Here is a 14712-nt window from a genome sequence, read left to right as displayed (position 1 = left end):
AGAGAAGCGACCAGGAGAGGTGCTGACGTGACCGAGCCGAAGAGGGCGCCGCTGCCGCACGACTTCCATCCGGAGGTGCCGTCGTTCACGGTGGTGAGCGAGGATCTCGCCCCCGGCGCCGTGCTGGCGGACGCTCAGGTGTTCGCGGCCGGGAACACTTCGCCGCAGCTGCGGTGGGAGGCGTTCCCGGCGCAGACCAAGAGTTTCGCCGTGACCTGCTTCGACCCCGATGCTCCTACCGGCAGCGGGTTCTGGCACTGGGTGGTCTTCGACATCCCGGCGTCGGTCACGGAGCTGCCGGCCGGTGCGGGCAGCGGGAAGTTCGAGGGGCTGCCCGCCGGTGCCGTGCAGGTCCGCAACGACTACGGCTCGAAGGAGTTCGGCGGTGCCGCGCCGCCGGCCGGCGAGAACCACCGCTACGTGTTCACGGTGTACGCGGTGGACACCGAGAAGCTGGGTGTCGACAGCGATGCATCGCCCGCGGTCGTCGGGTTCAACCTTCGGTTCCACACGCTGGGCCGTGCTCAGCTGATCGGTGAGTACACCGGCCCCGCCTAGTACTGGCCTGGTACTGGGTGAACCCGGAGTTCCCCTGCTGTTTGCCCTGCCCTGGTCCTGGAGAGATCAGGGCAGGGCATTTTTATTGCGTTGTCCATCACGGCCCGCCCGGCCAGAGTTGATCCGGGCCTGCCAGGGGGCGGGCGGCACACGGGAGGTGGGCGAGATGCGGGACACGCTGGTACTGAACGCGAGCTTCGAGCCGCTGTCGACAGTGACGCTGAATCGTGCGGTGGTACTGATTCTGCAGGACAAGGCCGTCGTCGAGCAGTCGCATCCCGATCTCCGCATGCGTGGCGCCGCCGTGGACATTCCGGTGCCCCGGGTGATCAGGCTCTGCCGGTACGTACGGGTGCCGTTCCGAAGACATGCCCCGTGGTCCCGGAGGGGTGTGCTGATACGGGACCAGCACCGGTGCGCGTACTGCGGGCGGCGGGCGAGCACCGTCGACCACGTGGTGCCGCGCGCCCAGGGGGGTCAGGACACCTGGCTCAACACGGTGGCGTCCTGTGCCGAGGACAATCACCGCAAGGCGGCCCGGACGCCGGAGCAGGCGGGGATGCCGCTGCTGCGTCAGCCGTTCGTACCGTCTCCGGCGCAGGCGATGCTGCTGGCGATGGGCGCCGGTGAGCGGTCGGAGCTGCCGGAGTGGCTGGACCGCGCCGCGGCGTAATCGGCGTACGCATTTCGTCGTGGTGGAAGCCCGTCTCCGGGGGAGGCGGGCTTCCGTGCGTCAGCGGAGCAGCAGCTGGACGATGGCGACCGTGCCGACCGCGACGATGAGGACGCGCAGGACGGTGGGGCTGAGGCGGCGGCCTATCCTGGCGCCGATCTGGCCGCCCAGCGCGGAACCGACCGCGATCAGCACGACGGCCGTCCAGTCGAAGTCCGCGACGAAGAGGAAGAAGAGCGCGGCGATGCTGTTGACGACGGCCGCCAGGACGTTCTTGACGGCGTTGAGGCGCTGCATGGTGTCGTCGAGCAGCATGCCCATCAGGGAGAGGTAGATGATCCCCTGGGCGGCGGTGAAGTAGCCGCCGTAGACGCTGGCGAGCATCAGCCCGGCAAACAGGAGCGGTCCGCCGTCGGGGTGGGCGGGGGTGCCGCTGTGCTCGCGTCGGCGCTGGACCGCTTTGCTGATGCGTGGTTGCAGGATGACCAGGACAAGAGCCAGGGCCACCAGGATCGGCACGATGGTCTCGAAGGCCGTGGAGGGCAGGGCCAGCAGCAGGGTGGCGCCGGTGAGACCACCGATGAGGGCGCCGACGGCGAGCTTGAGGACGCGGCGGCCCTGTCCTTTGAGCTCCTCGCGGTAGCCGATGGCGCCGCTGACGGAACCGGGGATCAGGCCGAGGGCGTTGGAGACGGTCGCCGTGACCGGGGGAAGACCGGTGGCGAGCAGCACGGGGAAGGTGATCAGCGTTCCCGAGCCGACGATCGTGTTGATCGTGCCGGCGCTGATGCCCGCGGCGAAGACTGCGAGCATCTCCCAGATGTTCATTGCGGATCCCCCGTGCGTGATCGGTGCTTGGTGCACTGATCATGCACGGGGCGTGTACGCGTCAGTCGACCGGGGGCTGTTCCCGGCGCTCCTTGCCCGTGTCGAACCCGGGGGCGCCGTTGCCGAGGTTGCCGAAGGCGCCGCTGAGGCCCTTGAGGGCGTCGCCGATCTCGCTGGGCACGATCCAGAGCTTGTTGGCGTCGCCCTCGGCGATCTTCGGGAGCATCTGGAGGTACTGGTACGAGAGGAGCTTCTGGTCCGGGTCGCCGGCGTGGATGGACTCGAAGACCGTACGGATCGCCTGGGCCTCGCCCTCGGCGCGCAGGGCCGATGCCTTGGCCTCGCCCTCGGCGCGCAGAATCGCGGACTGCTTCTCGCCCTCCGCGGTGAGGATCGCGGACTGACGCGTTCCTTCGGCCTGGAGGATCGCGGCGCGCTTGTCACGGTCGGCGCGCATCTGCTTCTCCATCGAGTCCTGGATGGAGGTGGGCGGTTCGATCGCCTTGAGCTCGACGCGGTTGACGCGGATGCCCCACTTGCCGGTGGCCTCGTCGAGGACGCCGCGCAGGGCCGCGTTGATCTCCTCGCGGGAGGTCAGGGTCCGCTCCAGGTCCATGCCACCGATGATGTTGCGGAGGGTGGTGACGGTGAGCTGCTCGATCGCCTGGATGTAGCTGGCGACTTCGTAGGTCGCGGCCCGCGCGTCGGTCACCTGGTAGTAGATGACGGTGTCGATGTTGACGACCAGGTTGTCCTGGGTGATCACCGGCTGTGGCGGGAAAGGCACGACCTGTTCACGGAGGTCGATGCGGTTGCGGATGGAGTCGATGAATGGAACGACGATGTTCAGGCCTGCGTTGAGCGTGCGGGTGTAACGGCCGAAGCGCTCCACGATGGCGGCGCTCGCCTGTGGGATGACCTGGATCGTCTTGATCAGGGCGATGAAGACGAGCACCACCAGAATGATCAGAACGATGATGATCGGTTGCATCGTGTTCCTCGTTGCCCTTCGGTTGCCGACGGATCGCGATGATCGAGGTCGAGGTCGTGGGTGAGGCCGGAAGCTGTGCCGGCCCCGATCTCATGATGATCGACTTCGAGTCTGACAGAACGCGCTCTGCCTTGTGGGTGGTTCGGTCACATGACGACTGCCGTTGCTCCGTCGATGTCGACGACATCGACCTGTTGGCCGGGATCGAAGCTCTGGCCCTCGTCGAGCGCGCGGGCGGACCAGACCTCTCCGGCCAGTTTGATCCGGCCGCCGCTGCTGTCGACCCGTTCCAGGACGACGGCTTGACGGCCTTTCAGCGCATCGATGCCGGTGGCGAGTTGGGGCCGGTCGTCGCGGTGTCTGGCGGCGATGGGGCGGACCACGGCGATGAGCGCCACGGAGACCACGACGAACACCAGTACCTGGGCCACGATGCCGCCGCCGAGTGCCGCGACGACTGCCGCTGCGACCGCTCCGACGGCGAACATGCCGAACTCGGGCATCGCGGTCATGACGAGGGGGATGCCCAGTCCCACCGCGCCGATCAGCCACCACACCCACGCGTCGATGTCCACGTGGTCATGGTAGAACCGCGAAGGCCCTCGCGGACAGGCCGCAGGCAGGCCGCTCGGCCCGTTCGGCCCTTCGGGCCGGAAGTCGTCGCCGGCCGTGCCTAGGAGAGCGGCAGTCCGTGGGCCGTGTAGCGGTCACCGGTGCGCTCGACAATGAGCGGCAGGCCGAAGCAGAGGGAGAGGTTGCGGGAGCTGAGTTCGGTCTCCATGGGGCCCGCGGCGAGCACCTTGCCCTGGCGGATCATCAGTACGTGGGTGAAGCCGGGGGCGATCTCCTCGACATGGTGGGTGACCATGACCATGGAGGGGGCGTACGGGTCGCGGGCCAGTCGGCCCAGGCGGCGGACCAGGTCCTCGCGGCCGCCGAGGTCGAGTCCCGCCGCCGGCTCGTCGAGGAGCAGCAGTTCGGGGTCGGTCATCATGGCGCGGGCGATCAGGGTGCGCTTGCGCTCGCCCTCGGAGAGGGTGCCGAACTTCCGGTCGAGGTACTCGGTCATGCCGAGCCGGTCGAGGAAGGCGCGGGCGCGGTCCTCGTCGACGGCTTCGTAGTCCTCGTGCCAGGTGGCGGTCATGCCGTACGCGGCGGTGAGCACCGTCTGCAGCACGGTCTGGCGCCGGGGCAGCTTCTCGGCCATGGCGACGCCCGCGATGCCGATGCGGGGGCGGAGCTCGAAGACGTCGGTGCCGACGCCGCCGAGCTGCTCGCCGAGGACCTTGGCGGTGCCGGTGCTCGGGAAGAGGTAGCTGGAAGCGATGTTGAGCAGGGTGGTCTTGCCGGCGCCGTTGGGACCGAGGATGACCCAGCGCTCCCCCTCCTTGACCGACCAGGAGACGTCGTCCACCAGAGCGCGTCCGTCGCGGACCACGGATACGTCCACCAGCTCCAGTACATCGCTCATGGCGCGTTGTCTCCCCATGCAGTGTCGAGATCGTCGGTACCTGTGGGCACAGCTCCCAGGGAAATCTACGCCACCGCGCGAGTGCTCCCGGCGCTGGGCCCGAGTGACGACAGGCCCCGGCCCGTTCCCCCGGACAGACCCTAGGGTGTTCCCATGCTTTCGGAACCACGCTCAGGGCTGTTGGCCGCTTGGGGAAACGCGCTTCTGGCGGGACTGGTGTCGCCGGACGAGGCGGCGCTCGCCATCGTCGGGGAGGACGCGGTGCACCGCGTGGAGGGGCTGCCGGGCGAGGCGGGGCCGGTCGGGCTCACGCTGGCGCTCGGGCGGTTGCGGGGTCTGGGGGTGACGGGTTTCCGGGTGGCGCTGCCGGCGCCCGGCCATCCGCTGGGGCTGAGCGGTCCGCCGGAGTTCAACGCGCGGGCGCTGGAGGCCGAGGAGGCGGTGGTGGCCTTCGGTGCGCCGTACGGGCTGGTTCCCGAGGTGCGCGAGGTGGGGCCGGCCGGGGATCTGCACATCGAGGTGGTGTGGCGTTGTCTGCGGGTACGGGAGGCGCCGCCGGCCGATGTGCCGTCGCTGGGCGAGGCGGAGCGGGAGCTCGCCGAGGCGTTGCGGGACGCGACGGCGGTGCTGTCGCGGCTGGATGTGGCCGGTTCGGGGCCGGTGGCCGAGGCGGCGGTGGACGCGTACCGGGCGCGGGCGGAGCGGGGCCGCGAGGTGCTGGCTCCGGGCTATCCGCCGCGGGCGGTGCGGGTGCTGGAGCTGGCGCAGCGGGTGGGGCTGCTGATCTCGGTGGCGTACGAGAACGGGCACGGCGGCGCGGTGAGCGCTTCGGAGATCGCGGCCCGGGGTGAGGCGCTGCGGCCGGTGGAGCGGGTGGCCCGGCGGGCGCAGGTCGCCGCATACAACGCGTATGTGGAGGAGCGCGAGCGCGGGCGGTAGGGCCTGGCGGGGCGGATCGGGGCCGGACACGGCCCAGGCCTCGGCCGGGCGGATGGCGCGGGTGTCGCCGGACGGGCTCGGTGTGCCCGTCCGGCGAGATGTGACCGTGGAGCCGGTCAGCCGGCCATGGGGTCGGTCAGCCGTTCAGGCCGAGGTTGCCGAAAGCCGGGTTGAGCAGGCCGACCACGTTGATCGTGTTGCCGACCACGTTCACCGGGACGTCCACCGGGACCTGGACGACGTTGCCGCTGACCACGCCCGGGGAGTGGGCCGCTGCACCGTCGGCACCCGCGCCGTGTCCGGTGGCGGAGGCGGCGCCCGCGCCGGCGGCGATGATTCCACCGGCGATCATGGTGACGGCAGCGGCCTTCTTCAGGTTCTTCACTTCAGGATCCTCCTAGCGTGGCTGCGGCCAGCCGCCGCAGCACCCTGGAGAACGCCTCGGAACCGAGCAGGTTGCGCCGTCCGGGTGACATACATCCGACAGTATGAATCTCAGCCCGGAACTGGGCGGTCCGCTTCGTCACCGCTTCGTCACCGGTCCGCTTCCTCGTCGATCAGCCCGCTGCCCCGTGCCGGACGGCCCACAGGGCGGCCTGGGTCCGGTCCGAGAGGTCCAGTTTCATCAGGATGTTCGAGACGTGCGTCTTGACGGTCTTCTCGGAGAGGACCAGCGCTCGCGCGATCTCACGGTTGGAGCGGCCGTCGGCGATCAGGCCCAGCACCTCCCGCTCCCGTTCGGTGAGCGTGCTCCCCCGGCCCGTACCGCTGCCCGAGTCCTCCTGGGCGAGCAGGGCCCCCGCTACCTCCGGCTGGAGCAGGACGTGGCCCGCGTGCACCGAGCGGATCGCACCGGCCAGGGCGTCCGGGTCGACGTCCTTGTACACATAACCGGAGGCTCCGGCGCGCAGGGCGGGGACCACGGTGCGCTGCTCGGTGAAGCTGGTGACGATGAGGACCTTGGCCGGGTTCTCCAGCTCGCGCAGCCTGCGCAGCGCCTCGATGCCGTCGGTGCCGGGCATCTTGATGTCCATCAGGACCACATCGGGGCGGAGCTCCTCGGTCCTGGCCACCCCCTCGGCACCGTCGGCCGCCTCGCCGACCACCTCTATGTCGTCCTGGATCTCCAGGAACGTACGCAGACCACGGCGGACCACCTGGTGGTCGTCGACCAGCAGCACCCTGATGATCTTGTCAGCCACCGGGTACCTCCATCTCGATCGTGGTGCCCTTGCCGGGCGCCGATTCAACGGTGAGCCTTCCGCCGACGCCGTTCGCGCGGTCCCGCATCGACACCAGGCCCAGATGCCGGCCCGCCTGCCGGGTCGCCGTGGGTTCGAAACCGCCGCCGTCGTCGGTGATCCGCAGCAGTGTGCCGCTGCCGTGCCGGGCCAATGTGACGCCGACGTGCTCCGCCCCGGAGTGGCGCAGCGCGTTGTGCAGGGCCTCCTGGGAGACCCTCAGCAGCGCCTCCTCCTGAGCGGCGGGCAGGGCCCGTATGCCCAGGCTCTCGAAGGTGACCCGGGCCGTGTGGGCCCGGTCCAGGACCTGGATCTGGGTACGGAGGGTGGCGACGAGGCCGTCCTCGTCGAGCGCGGCGGGGCGCAGCTCGACGACGGCGGCGCGCAGCTCGTCCACGGCCTCCGCGGCGAGCGCGGCGACCTGCTGGAGCTCGCCCTTGGCACGGGCCGGGTCGCGGTCCACCAGGGCGGTGGCCGCCTGGGCCGTCAGCCGCAGCGAGAACAGCTTCTGGCTCACCGCGTCGTGCAGCTCGTGGGCGAGCCGGGAGCGCTCCTCGGCGATGGTGAGCTCGCGGCTGCGTTCGTAGAGCCGGGCGTTGGTGAGGGCTATCGCCGCGTGCTGGGCGAGTATGGCCAGCAGTTCCTCGTCCTCGGCGGTGAAACCGCAGCTGCCCTCGGGTTTGGGGCAGCGCTTGTTGGCGAGGAAGAGAGCACCGATGATCTCGTCGCCGTCCCTGATCGGCAGGCCCAGGAAGTCGGACATGTCGGGGTGGGCGTCGGGCCAGCCCTCGAAGCGGGGGTCCTTGCGGACATCGGCAAGACGCTCGGGCTTCGCCTCGTGGAGCATCGAGGCGAGGATGCCGTGCTGTCTGGGCAGCGGGCCGATGGCCTTCCACTGCTCGTCACTGACTCCGTCGACGACGAACTGGGCGAAGCCGCCGTGGTCGTCGGGGACGCCCAGGGCCGCGTACTCGGCGTCCAGCAGCTCGCGGGCCGAGGCGACGATCGTCTTCAGGACGTCGCGCACTTCGAGATGCCGGCTCATGGCGAGCAGCGCGGCGCTCACGGCGGCGAGACCCGATGGTGGGCGATGGCTCATGGCCTCACCGTACCGGCGGGATTCGAACGCCGTATCGGCCTGTGGACGGCCGCGGATTAGGGCGCTGGGACTAGGCCCGTCCGTCCGTGAGGGGCGGCCCCTTATAGAGGAGCGGCCCGTACATGGGAGCAGTCCGTACGCGGGAGCGGCCCGTACCGCGGCCTGTACATGGGGTCGACGGGCGTGCCGGACACCCGCCCAGATACGGAGTCTCACACTCCGAATTGCTGAAGCAACGGTTGGTGAGGTTGTTGCACGTCCGATGTGAGGCCGCGCATAGGACCCACGTCACTTACGAAGCCTGCTAGTGGGCACATAAGCGCCGCGCCAGTGGTTGCGAGCGCGGCCCGACGCGTTCGAGTGGAGCCCCGGTCGACTACCCGGGTTCGTACGTCACACCTTTGCCACCAGATTTTGCTGGCGCTAAGAATTGCTCTCGTCCCCGACGGAGATGCGAGACCGCTTCCCGTCTTCGTCCTCCGTGAGGACTCCCGCGATTCGAAGAGGTATGTCTGTATGTCCGTGTCCAGCATCCCCGGCCGTCGTCGTCGACTGAACAAGACCCAGAAGCTCTCCGTCGCGGGCATCTCCGCCATGGCCGTCGCCGCGCTCTCGTTCTCGCTCGTCCCCGCCAACGCCGACCCCAAGCCCGAGGCCGAGACCCCCGTGTCCGCCGAGCCCGTGGCCTTCGCGTCGGTCGCCGGTACTCCGCAGGCCAAGACCGTGCAGGCCAGCATCATCGAGCAGCACTCCACCGCCGAGCAGCTGGTGAAGGCCGCAGACCTCGCCAGGGCCAAGAAGGCCGCCGCCGCAAAGGCGAAGGCCGCCGAGGCCGCCAAGATCAAGGCCCAGGCCGAGGCGAAGGCGAAGGCCGAGGCCGCCGCCAAGGTGAAGGCGAAGGCCGTCGCCGCCGAGCGCACGCAGACGCAGGCCGCCAGCCGCTCCGAGGCCCGCACCCCGGTGTACGCCAACAACCTGGACGGCTGGATCAGGGAGTCCCTGGACATCATGCGGGCCCACGGCATCCCCGGCTCGTACGACGGTCTGCACCGCAACATCATGCGCGAGTCGACCGGCAACCCGAACGCGGTCAACGGCTGGGACGTCAACGCCCAGAACGGCACCCCGTCCTGCGGCCTGCTCCAGGTCATCCGGCCGACGTTCAACGCGTACCACGTCCCGGGCACCTCGTGGAACATCTACGACCCGGTCGCCAACATCACGGCCGCGGCCAACTACGCGGCCGACAAGTACGGCTCGATGGACAACGTCAACAGCGCGTACTGACCGGCGCCGCGCATCGCCGGACAGCATCCGCACACGCCGAAGGGCGGCACCCCGCGCGGGGTGCCGCCCTTCGGCGTCCGGTGCCGGGGTCCGCGCTACTTGCGCATGACCTCCGGCTCGTGGCGGCGCAGCAGTCGCGCGACCACGACGCCGCAGACGATGCCGAGCAGCAGGAGTACCGAGATGTTGATCCCCCACTGGGAGGCCGAGTGCTCCCACAGCGGGTCGAGATCGGTCGGGTTCTTCGGGTCCCACGGCGCCATGAGGTGCGAGAGGTCGAGCGTCGTGCCCGCGCCGGCGATGGCCCAGCGGGACGGCATCAGCCAGGCGAACTGCTCCAGGCCGGGCGAGCCGAACACCTGGAAGAGGATGCCGGTGAAGACGACCTGGACGATCGCGAACATGACCAGCAGCGGCATGGTCTTCTCGGAGGTCTTCACCAGCGAGGAGATCACCAGGCCGAACATCATCGAGGTGAAGCCGAGCGCGATGATCGTCAGACAGATCTCGACGGCCGGCGGCATGATCAGGCCCTCGGCCGGCAGCTCGCGGGTGGCGAAGCCGATGCCGCAGATGATGACGCCCTGGATGGCGGTGATCACGCCGAGGACGATCACCTTGGACATCAGATAAGCGGAGCGGGACAGACCGGTGGCCCGTTCCCGTTCGTAGATGACGCGTTCCTTGATCAGTTCTCGTACGGAGTTGGCCGCGCCGGAGAAGCACATGCCGACCGCGAGGATCAGCATGATCGTTCCGGCGGCGCTGTTGAACCGGGACGGCGGGTCCGGCGGGGCCAGGCCGAACTTGGCCGGGATGACCACACTGACGATGCCGAGCACGGCGGGCAGGATCACCATCAGGCCCATGAAGCCCTTGTCGGACGCGATCACCGAGACGTATCGGCGCATCAGCGTCCACAGCTGGGCCGACCAGCTCTGCGGCTTCGGCGGGCGCATCTGCTGCGGGGGCGGCATGTGCACGGACTGCGCGGCGACGGCGTCGATGTCCGCGGCGTACATCTGGTAGTGCTGCGATCCGCGCCAGCGGCCCGCCCAGTCGTAGTCGCGGTAGTTCTCGAACGCGGAGAAGACGTCGGCCCAGGTGGTGTAGCCGAAGAAGTTGAGCGCTTCCTCCGGCGGGCCGAAGTAGGCGACGGAACCGCCCGGCGCCATGACGAGCAGCTTGTCGCAGATCGCCAGCTCGGCGACGGAGTGCGTGACGACCAGGACGGTGCGGCCGTCGTCGGCCAGTCCGCGCAGCAGCTGCATGACGTCGCGGTCCATGCCCGGGTCGAGGCCGGAGGTCGGCTCGTCCAGGAAGATCAGCGACGGCTTGGTCAGCAGCTCCAGGGCGACGGAGACGCGCTTGCGCTGACCGCCGGAGAGCGAGGTGACCTTCTTGTCCTTGTGGATGTCGAGCTTGAGCTCGGCGAGGACTTCGAGGATCCGGGCCTGGCGCTCGGCCTCGGTGGTGTCCGCGGGGAAGCGGAGCTTGGCCGCGTACTTGAGCGCCTTGGTGACGGTGAGTTCCTTGTGCAGGATGTCGTCCTGCGGGACCAGACCGATGCGCTGGCGCAGCTCGGCGAACTGCTTGTACAGGTTCCGGTTGTCGTAGAGGACGTCGCCCTGGTTGGCGGGCCGGTAACCGGTGAGCGCCTTGAGCAGGGTGGACTTTCCGGATCCGGAAGGGCCGATGACCGCGATGAGCGACTTCTCCGGGACGCCGAAGGAGACGTCCTTGAGGATCTGCTTCCCGCCGTCGACCGTCACCGTGAGGTGGCGGGCGGAGAAGGAGACCTCACCGGTGTCGACGAACTCTTCGAGCCGGTCGCCGACCAGGCGGAAGGTCGAGTGACCGACGCCGACGATGTCGTTGGGGCCGATGAGCGCGGAGCCGGACTTGGAGAGCGGCTGACCGTTGACGTACGTGCCGTTGTGGGATCCGAGGTCACGGATCTCGAAGCGGCCGTCGGGGGTCGCGTGGAATTCGGCGTGGTGGCGGGAGACCTGGAGGTCGGAGACGACCAGTTCGTTCTCCAGCGCACGACCGATGCGCATGACGCGGCCGAGGGCCAGCTGGTGGAACGTGGTCGGGCTGCGGTCCCCGTACACCGGCGGAGCCCCCGCGGCTCCGCCCGCGCCGGGCGTGTTCGCCATGCCCTGCTGCCGCGGGAAGTGGGGTTGTACGGGCTGCTGCGGCGGCACTCCCTGAGGGGCCTGCTGCGGCCAGCCCTGCTGGGGCTGCTGCGGCTGGGCGGGTGCCTGCTGGCCGGGCCAGCCGGCGCCGCCCTGCTGGGGCTGCTGGGCGGGTGCCTGCTGGGCACCCGCGCCCTGCCCGCTGTACACATCGGCACCCGCCGCGGCGGTGAGGCTCAGTCGCGGGCCGTCAGTGGCATTGCCCAGGTGCACGACGGAGCCGGGACCGATCTCCAGCTGCTGGATCCGGCTGCCCTGCGCATAGGTGCCGTTGGTGCTGCCGTGGTCCTCGATGAACCAACTCCGGCCACCCCAGCTGATCGTGGCGTGCCGCCACGACACTCTGGCGTCGTCGATCGTCAGGTCGCCCTGCGGGTCGCGCCCGAGGGTGTACGACCTGGACGGATCGAGCGTCCAGGTCCTGCCATTCAATTCCAGTACGAGTTCCGGCACTCCGCGCCCCACTAGTTGTCCCCCGAATCGCCCCCGTCGCAGGGGGCCTAGGGATGCTGAACATCGTGAGGAACTATTCCAGGAGCAGTCCCCGATACGAAAGTCGGGCGGGGCGAAGACGCTGCCGAGACCTGCATCGTTACGGTGCCGACACGAACAGGGGGCGGCGGCGCGCGGCCAAAGGGAGCAGGGCGCGGCAAGCGGCCCGAGTACGCACGAATCATCGGTGACCGGGGCATCCCGGTCACCCCTGCCCGCCACGTCCCGGCCGCCCCCGAGTCCGCCGCGTCCCCTCCGCGACCACTGGCTGGATCCGGACGCGCGCGGTCCGTCACCGCCGGCGTGCCCCGGGCGGGGTACGGGTCCGACGCGCTGTCCGGTCCTCGGGACGGGCACCCGGAGCCCCGGCACGGACCGATACGGTGGAAGCACCATGAGCGCATCTCAGCCACCTCGGTCCTCCTCGTCTCCTGAGCCCCCTGAATCCCCCGGGCCCCGTAGTGAGCCCCCCGAGTCCCCTCGGGGCGCAGACACCCCCACCCTTCTCGTGAAGATCTTCGGGAAGGACCGCCCGGGTATCACCGCCGGGCTCTTCGACACCCTCGCCGCCTACTCGGTCGATGTCGTCGACATCGAGCAGGTCGTCACCCGTGGCCGCATCGTCCTGTGCGTACTGGTCACCGCCCCGACCGCGGGCGGCACCACCGAGGGCGACCTGCGGGCGACCGTGCACAGCTGGGCAGATTCGCTGAAGCTCCAGGCCGAGATCATCTCCGGTACCGGTGACAACCGGCCGCGTGGCCACGGGCGTTCCCATGTGACGGTGCTCGGGCACCCGCTGACCGCGGAGTCGACCGCCGCCATAGCGGCCAAGATCACTTCCACCGGCGGCAACATCGACCGTATCTTCCGGCTCGCGAAGTACCCGGTCACGGCGGTCGAGTTCGCGGTGTCCGGCGCCGCGACCGAGGAGCTGCGGACCGCGCTGGCGACGGAGTCCGCGGGCATCGGTGTCGATGTCGCGGTGGTGTCGGCCGGGCTGAGCCGCCGGGCGCAGCGGCTGGTCGTCATGGACGTCGATTCGACGCTCATCCAGGACGAGGTCATCGAGCTCTTCGCCGCCCACGCGGGCTGCGAGGACAAGGTCGCCGAGGTGACCGAGCAGGCGATGCGCGGTGAGCTCGACTTCGAGCAGTCGCTGCACGCGCGGGTGGCGCTGCTGGCCGGGCTCGATGTGTCGGTGGTGGACAAGGTGCGTTCCGAGGTGCGGCTGACGCCGGGCGCGCGCACCCTGATCCGTACGCTGAAGCGGCTCGGCTACCAAGTCGGAGTGGTCTCGGGCGGGTTCACCCAGGTCACCGACGATCTGAAGGAACGGCTCGGGCTCGACTTCGCCTCTGCCAACACCTTGGAAGTGGTCGACGGAAAGCTCACGGGACGGGTCGTCGGCGACATCGTCGACCGGGCCGGCAAGGCCCGGCTGCTGCGCAGTTTCGCCGAGCAGGCCGGGGTGCCGCTGGCGCAGACCGTCGCCATCGGTGACGGTGCGAACGACCTGGACATGCTGAACACCGCCGGGCTCGGGGTGGCCTTCAACGCCAAGCCGGTGGTCCGCGAGGCGGCGCACACCGCGGTGAACGTGCCGTTCCTGGACACCGTGCTGTATCTGCTCGGCATCACCCGCGAGGAGGTCGAGGCCGCCGACGGTCTCGTCGACTGACGCGCCCGCGCGGGCGCCCGGCACGGTCGGAGGTACGTCCGACGCGTCCTCGGGTGCGCACGGCACGGTCGCGCGAACGGAGCAGGGCCCCGGTGCTTTCCGTATCCGGGGCCCTGCTCCGTACGACAGCGGGATCAGTCGTTGGTCAGTCATTGGTCAGTCGTTGGGCGTCCAGTACTCGACCAGCTTGCCCACCCCGTGCTCCACGCCCTTCCAGGAGCCGGAGAACTCGACGACCGCGAAGGCGGCGGTGGGGAAGCCGCCGCGGGTCATCCGGGCCAGGGCGTCGCCCTCGGACGATTCCGAGAGGGCGTCGGCGATCGCGTGCATGCCGGGGTTGTGGCCGATGACCAGGAGGTTGTGCACGTCGTCGGGGGTCTCGTTGATCAGCGCGATGAGCTCGCCGAGAGATGCCTCGTACAGCCGGTCCTCGTACACGGTCCTGGGGCGCTGCGGCATCTCGTGGACGGCCAGCTTCCACGTCTCGCGCGTCCGGGCCGCTGTGGAGCAGAGGGCCAGATCGAGGACGATCCCGGAGTCGACGAGTCGGCGGCCCGCGACGGGGGCATCCTTGCGGCCGCGCTCCGCGAGCGGTCGCTCGTGGTCGGAGTCCTGCGACCATTCCGCCTTTGCATGCCTGAGAAGGACGATCCTGCGAGGTGTATCGACGCTCATACACCTCAGCTTCGCATGAAATGTGCCGCCCGGCGCAGGGTGTTGACGGGCTTCCACGGGGTGCGCGGGCGACGTCAGCCGGTCACCAGGGCCACGATTCGCGCGAGCAACCGGCTGATCGCCGGGTCGGCGGTCGCGGCGTGCGCCTCGCCGGATCCCATGATCAGCAGCAGCAGTGCGGCGAACGCGATCGCGGGCAGCGCGACGGCCCACCACGGCAGCCGGACCTCGACGCTGCCCGTGGCCGGGTGGATGGTCGGGGTGTGCGTTCGGGCCGGCATGTCCGCCTCCGTGGGTCTTCGGTACCGATACCGAAAACCTACGGATCCCGGGCCGCCGGGCCCATCCGGCGACCCACCCACTTCACCCTGACCCTGGCCCCCTAGGGGATGGTGGTGCCAGCCCTACCATCGGGGGCCGGCGGCCGGGCCGCTCAGTGCGCGGCTCAGGCTCAGGGGGACGCGATCGAGGCGATCACTGCGACGATCACGGTGATGAGCAGCATCGCCCCGAGCACGGCGAGGAGCTTCTTCTGACCGTTCTGGGGATTCGGGTCGAGCACAGGAGACATGGAGCCAG

The 14712-nt window shown here is 69.7% G+C and carries 16 protein-coding genes; 5 read left to right on the top strand and 11 right to left on the bottom strand.

The window, feature by feature from the left end; translation table 11 throughout:
- Positions 1-27: 27 nt before the first annotated feature.
- Entirely contained in the window at positions 28-558 is a 531-nt protein-coding gene (locus tag OG842_RS30525; RefSeq protein WP_266736311.1) for a YbhB/YbcL family Raf kinase inhibitor-like protein, read from the top strand.
- Positions 559-724: 166 nt separating this feature from the next.
- Positions 725-1231 carry an HNH endonuclease gene (locus tag OG842_RS30520; RefSeq protein ID WP_093539784.1) on the top strand — a complete coding sequence of 169 codons (507 nt, stop codon included), beginning with the start codon at positions 725-727 and terminating at the stop codon, positions 1229-1231.
- 60 nt (positions 1232-1291) lie between these two features.
- Here the strand turns inward: OG842_RS30520 and OG842_RS30515 are convergent, their stop codons facing one another.
- From OG842_RS30515 to OG842_RS30500, 4 genes are all read right to left on the bottom strand, one after another.
- On the bottom strand, positions 1292-2059 hold the full coding sequence (locus tag OG842_RS30515) for a sulfite exporter TauE/SafE family protein (protein WP_266736314.1): 768 nt from the start codon (positions 2057-2059) through the stop codon (positions 1292-1294).
- A 61-nt stretch (positions 2060-2120) separates the two neighbouring features.
- Entirely contained in the window at positions 2121-3050 is a 930-nt protein-coding gene (locus tag OG842_RS30510) for an SPFH domain-containing protein (RefSeq protein ID WP_093895790.1), read from the bottom strand.
- A 146-nt stretch (positions 3051-3196) separates the two neighbouring features.
- Positions 3197-3625, bottom strand: a complete 429-nt coding sequence (locus OG842_RS30505; protein ID WP_266736316.1) for an NfeD family protein — start codon at positions 3623-3625, stop codon at positions 3197-3199.
- Between the two features lie 98 nt (positions 3626-3723).
- Positions 3724-4521 (bottom strand): ABC transporter ATP-binding protein, encoded by a 798-nt coding sequence (locus OG842_RS30500; RefSeq protein ID WP_266736317.1) that lies wholly within the window; start codon positions 4519-4521, stop codon positions 3724-3726.
- Between the two features lie 153 nt (positions 4522-4674).
- Between OG842_RS30500 and OG842_RS30495 the strand changes: the two genes are divergently transcribed.
- Positions 4675-5460 carry a hypothetical protein gene (locus OG842_RS30495; protein ID WP_266736318.1) on the top strand — a complete coding sequence of 262 codons (786 nt, stop codon included), beginning with the start codon at positions 4675-4677 and terminating at the stop codon, positions 5458-5460.
- A gap of 136 nt (positions 5461-5596) precedes the next feature.
- On the opposite strand, the gene OG842_RS30490 is transcribed toward OG842_RS30495, so the two are convergent.
- The 3 genes from OG842_RS30490 to OG842_RS30480 all read right to left on the bottom strand — a co-directional run bounded on the left by OG842_RS30490 (position 5597) and on the right by OG842_RS30480 (position 7800).
- Positions 5597-5845: a chaplin family protein gene (locus tag OG842_RS30490; protein WP_266736319.1), complete on the bottom strand. Its 249-nt coding sequence runs from the start codon at positions 5843-5845 to the stop codon at positions 5597-5599.
- A 172-nt stretch (positions 5846-6017) separates the two neighbouring features.
- The gene (locus OG842_RS30485) at positions 6018-6662 is read right to left on the bottom strand and encodes a response regulator (RefSeq protein WP_266736321.1); all 645 of its coding nucleotides are present in this window, start codon (positions 6660-6662) and stop codon (positions 6018-6020) included.
- Positions 6655-7800, bottom strand: a complete 1146-nt coding sequence (locus OG842_RS30480; RefSeq protein ID WP_266736323.1) for a GAF domain-containing sensor histidine kinase — start codon at positions 7798-7800, stop codon at positions 6655-6657. Before OG842_RS30480 ends, OG842_RS30485 begins: the two co-directional genes overlap by 8 nt.
- A gap of 516 nt (positions 7801-8316) precedes the next feature.
- Here OG842_RS30480 and OG842_RS30475 point away from each other — a divergent pair.
- Positions 8317-9087, top strand: a complete 771-nt coding sequence (locus tag OG842_RS30475) for a transglycosylase SLT domain-containing protein (RefSeq protein ID WP_266736324.1) — start codon at positions 8317-8319, stop codon at positions 9085-9087.
- 95 nt (positions 9088-9182) lie between these two features.
- Here the strand turns inward: OG842_RS30475 and OG842_RS30470 are convergent, their stop codons facing one another.
- Positions 9183-11750, bottom strand: a complete 2568-nt coding sequence (locus tag OG842_RS30470; RefSeq protein WP_266736325.1) for an ABC transporter ATP-binding protein/permease — start codon at positions 11748-11750, stop codon at positions 9183-9185.
- A gap of 421 nt (positions 11751-12171) precedes the next feature.
- Here OG842_RS30470 and serB point away from each other — a divergent pair, with 421 nt between their 5' ends.
- The gene (gene serB / locus OG842_RS30465; RefSeq protein WP_266736327.1) at positions 12172-13458 is read left to right on the top strand and encodes a phosphoserine phosphatase SerB; all 1287 of its coding nucleotides are present in this window, start codon (positions 12172-12174) and stop codon (positions 13456-13458) included.
- 156 nt (positions 13459-13614) lie between these two features.
- On the opposite strand, the gene OG842_RS30460 is transcribed toward serB, so the two are convergent.
- From OG842_RS30460 to OG842_RS30450, 3 genes are all read right to left on the bottom strand, one after another.
- The gene (locus OG842_RS30460; protein ID WP_266736329.1) at positions 13615-14133 is read right to left on the bottom strand and encodes a SixA phosphatase family protein; all 519 of its coding nucleotides are present in this window, start codon (positions 14131-14133) and stop codon (positions 13615-13617) included.
- A gap of 74 nt (positions 14134-14207) precedes the next feature.
- A complete protein-coding gene (locus OG842_RS30455; protein ID WP_266736330.1) occupies positions 14208-14414 on the bottom strand; it encodes a hypothetical protein in 207 nt (68 codons plus the stop codon).
- A 170-nt stretch (positions 14415-14584) separates the two neighbouring features.
- Positions 14585-14695, bottom strand: coding sequence for an SGM_5486 family transporter-associated protein (locus tag OG842_RS30450; RefSeq protein WP_323185911.1), 111 nt, complete (start codon positions 14693-14695; stop codon positions 14585-14587).
- Positions 14696-14712 lie beyond the last annotated feature (17 nt).

The sequence above is a fragment of the Streptomyces sp. NBC_00376 genome (assembly GCF_036077095.1).
GTDB lineage: Bacteria > Actinomycetota > Actinomycetes > Streptomycetales > Streptomycetaceae > Streptomyces.
Note: the sequence above shows the minus strand (reverse complement) of the source record. Positions and strands in the feature narration are given on the sequence as shown.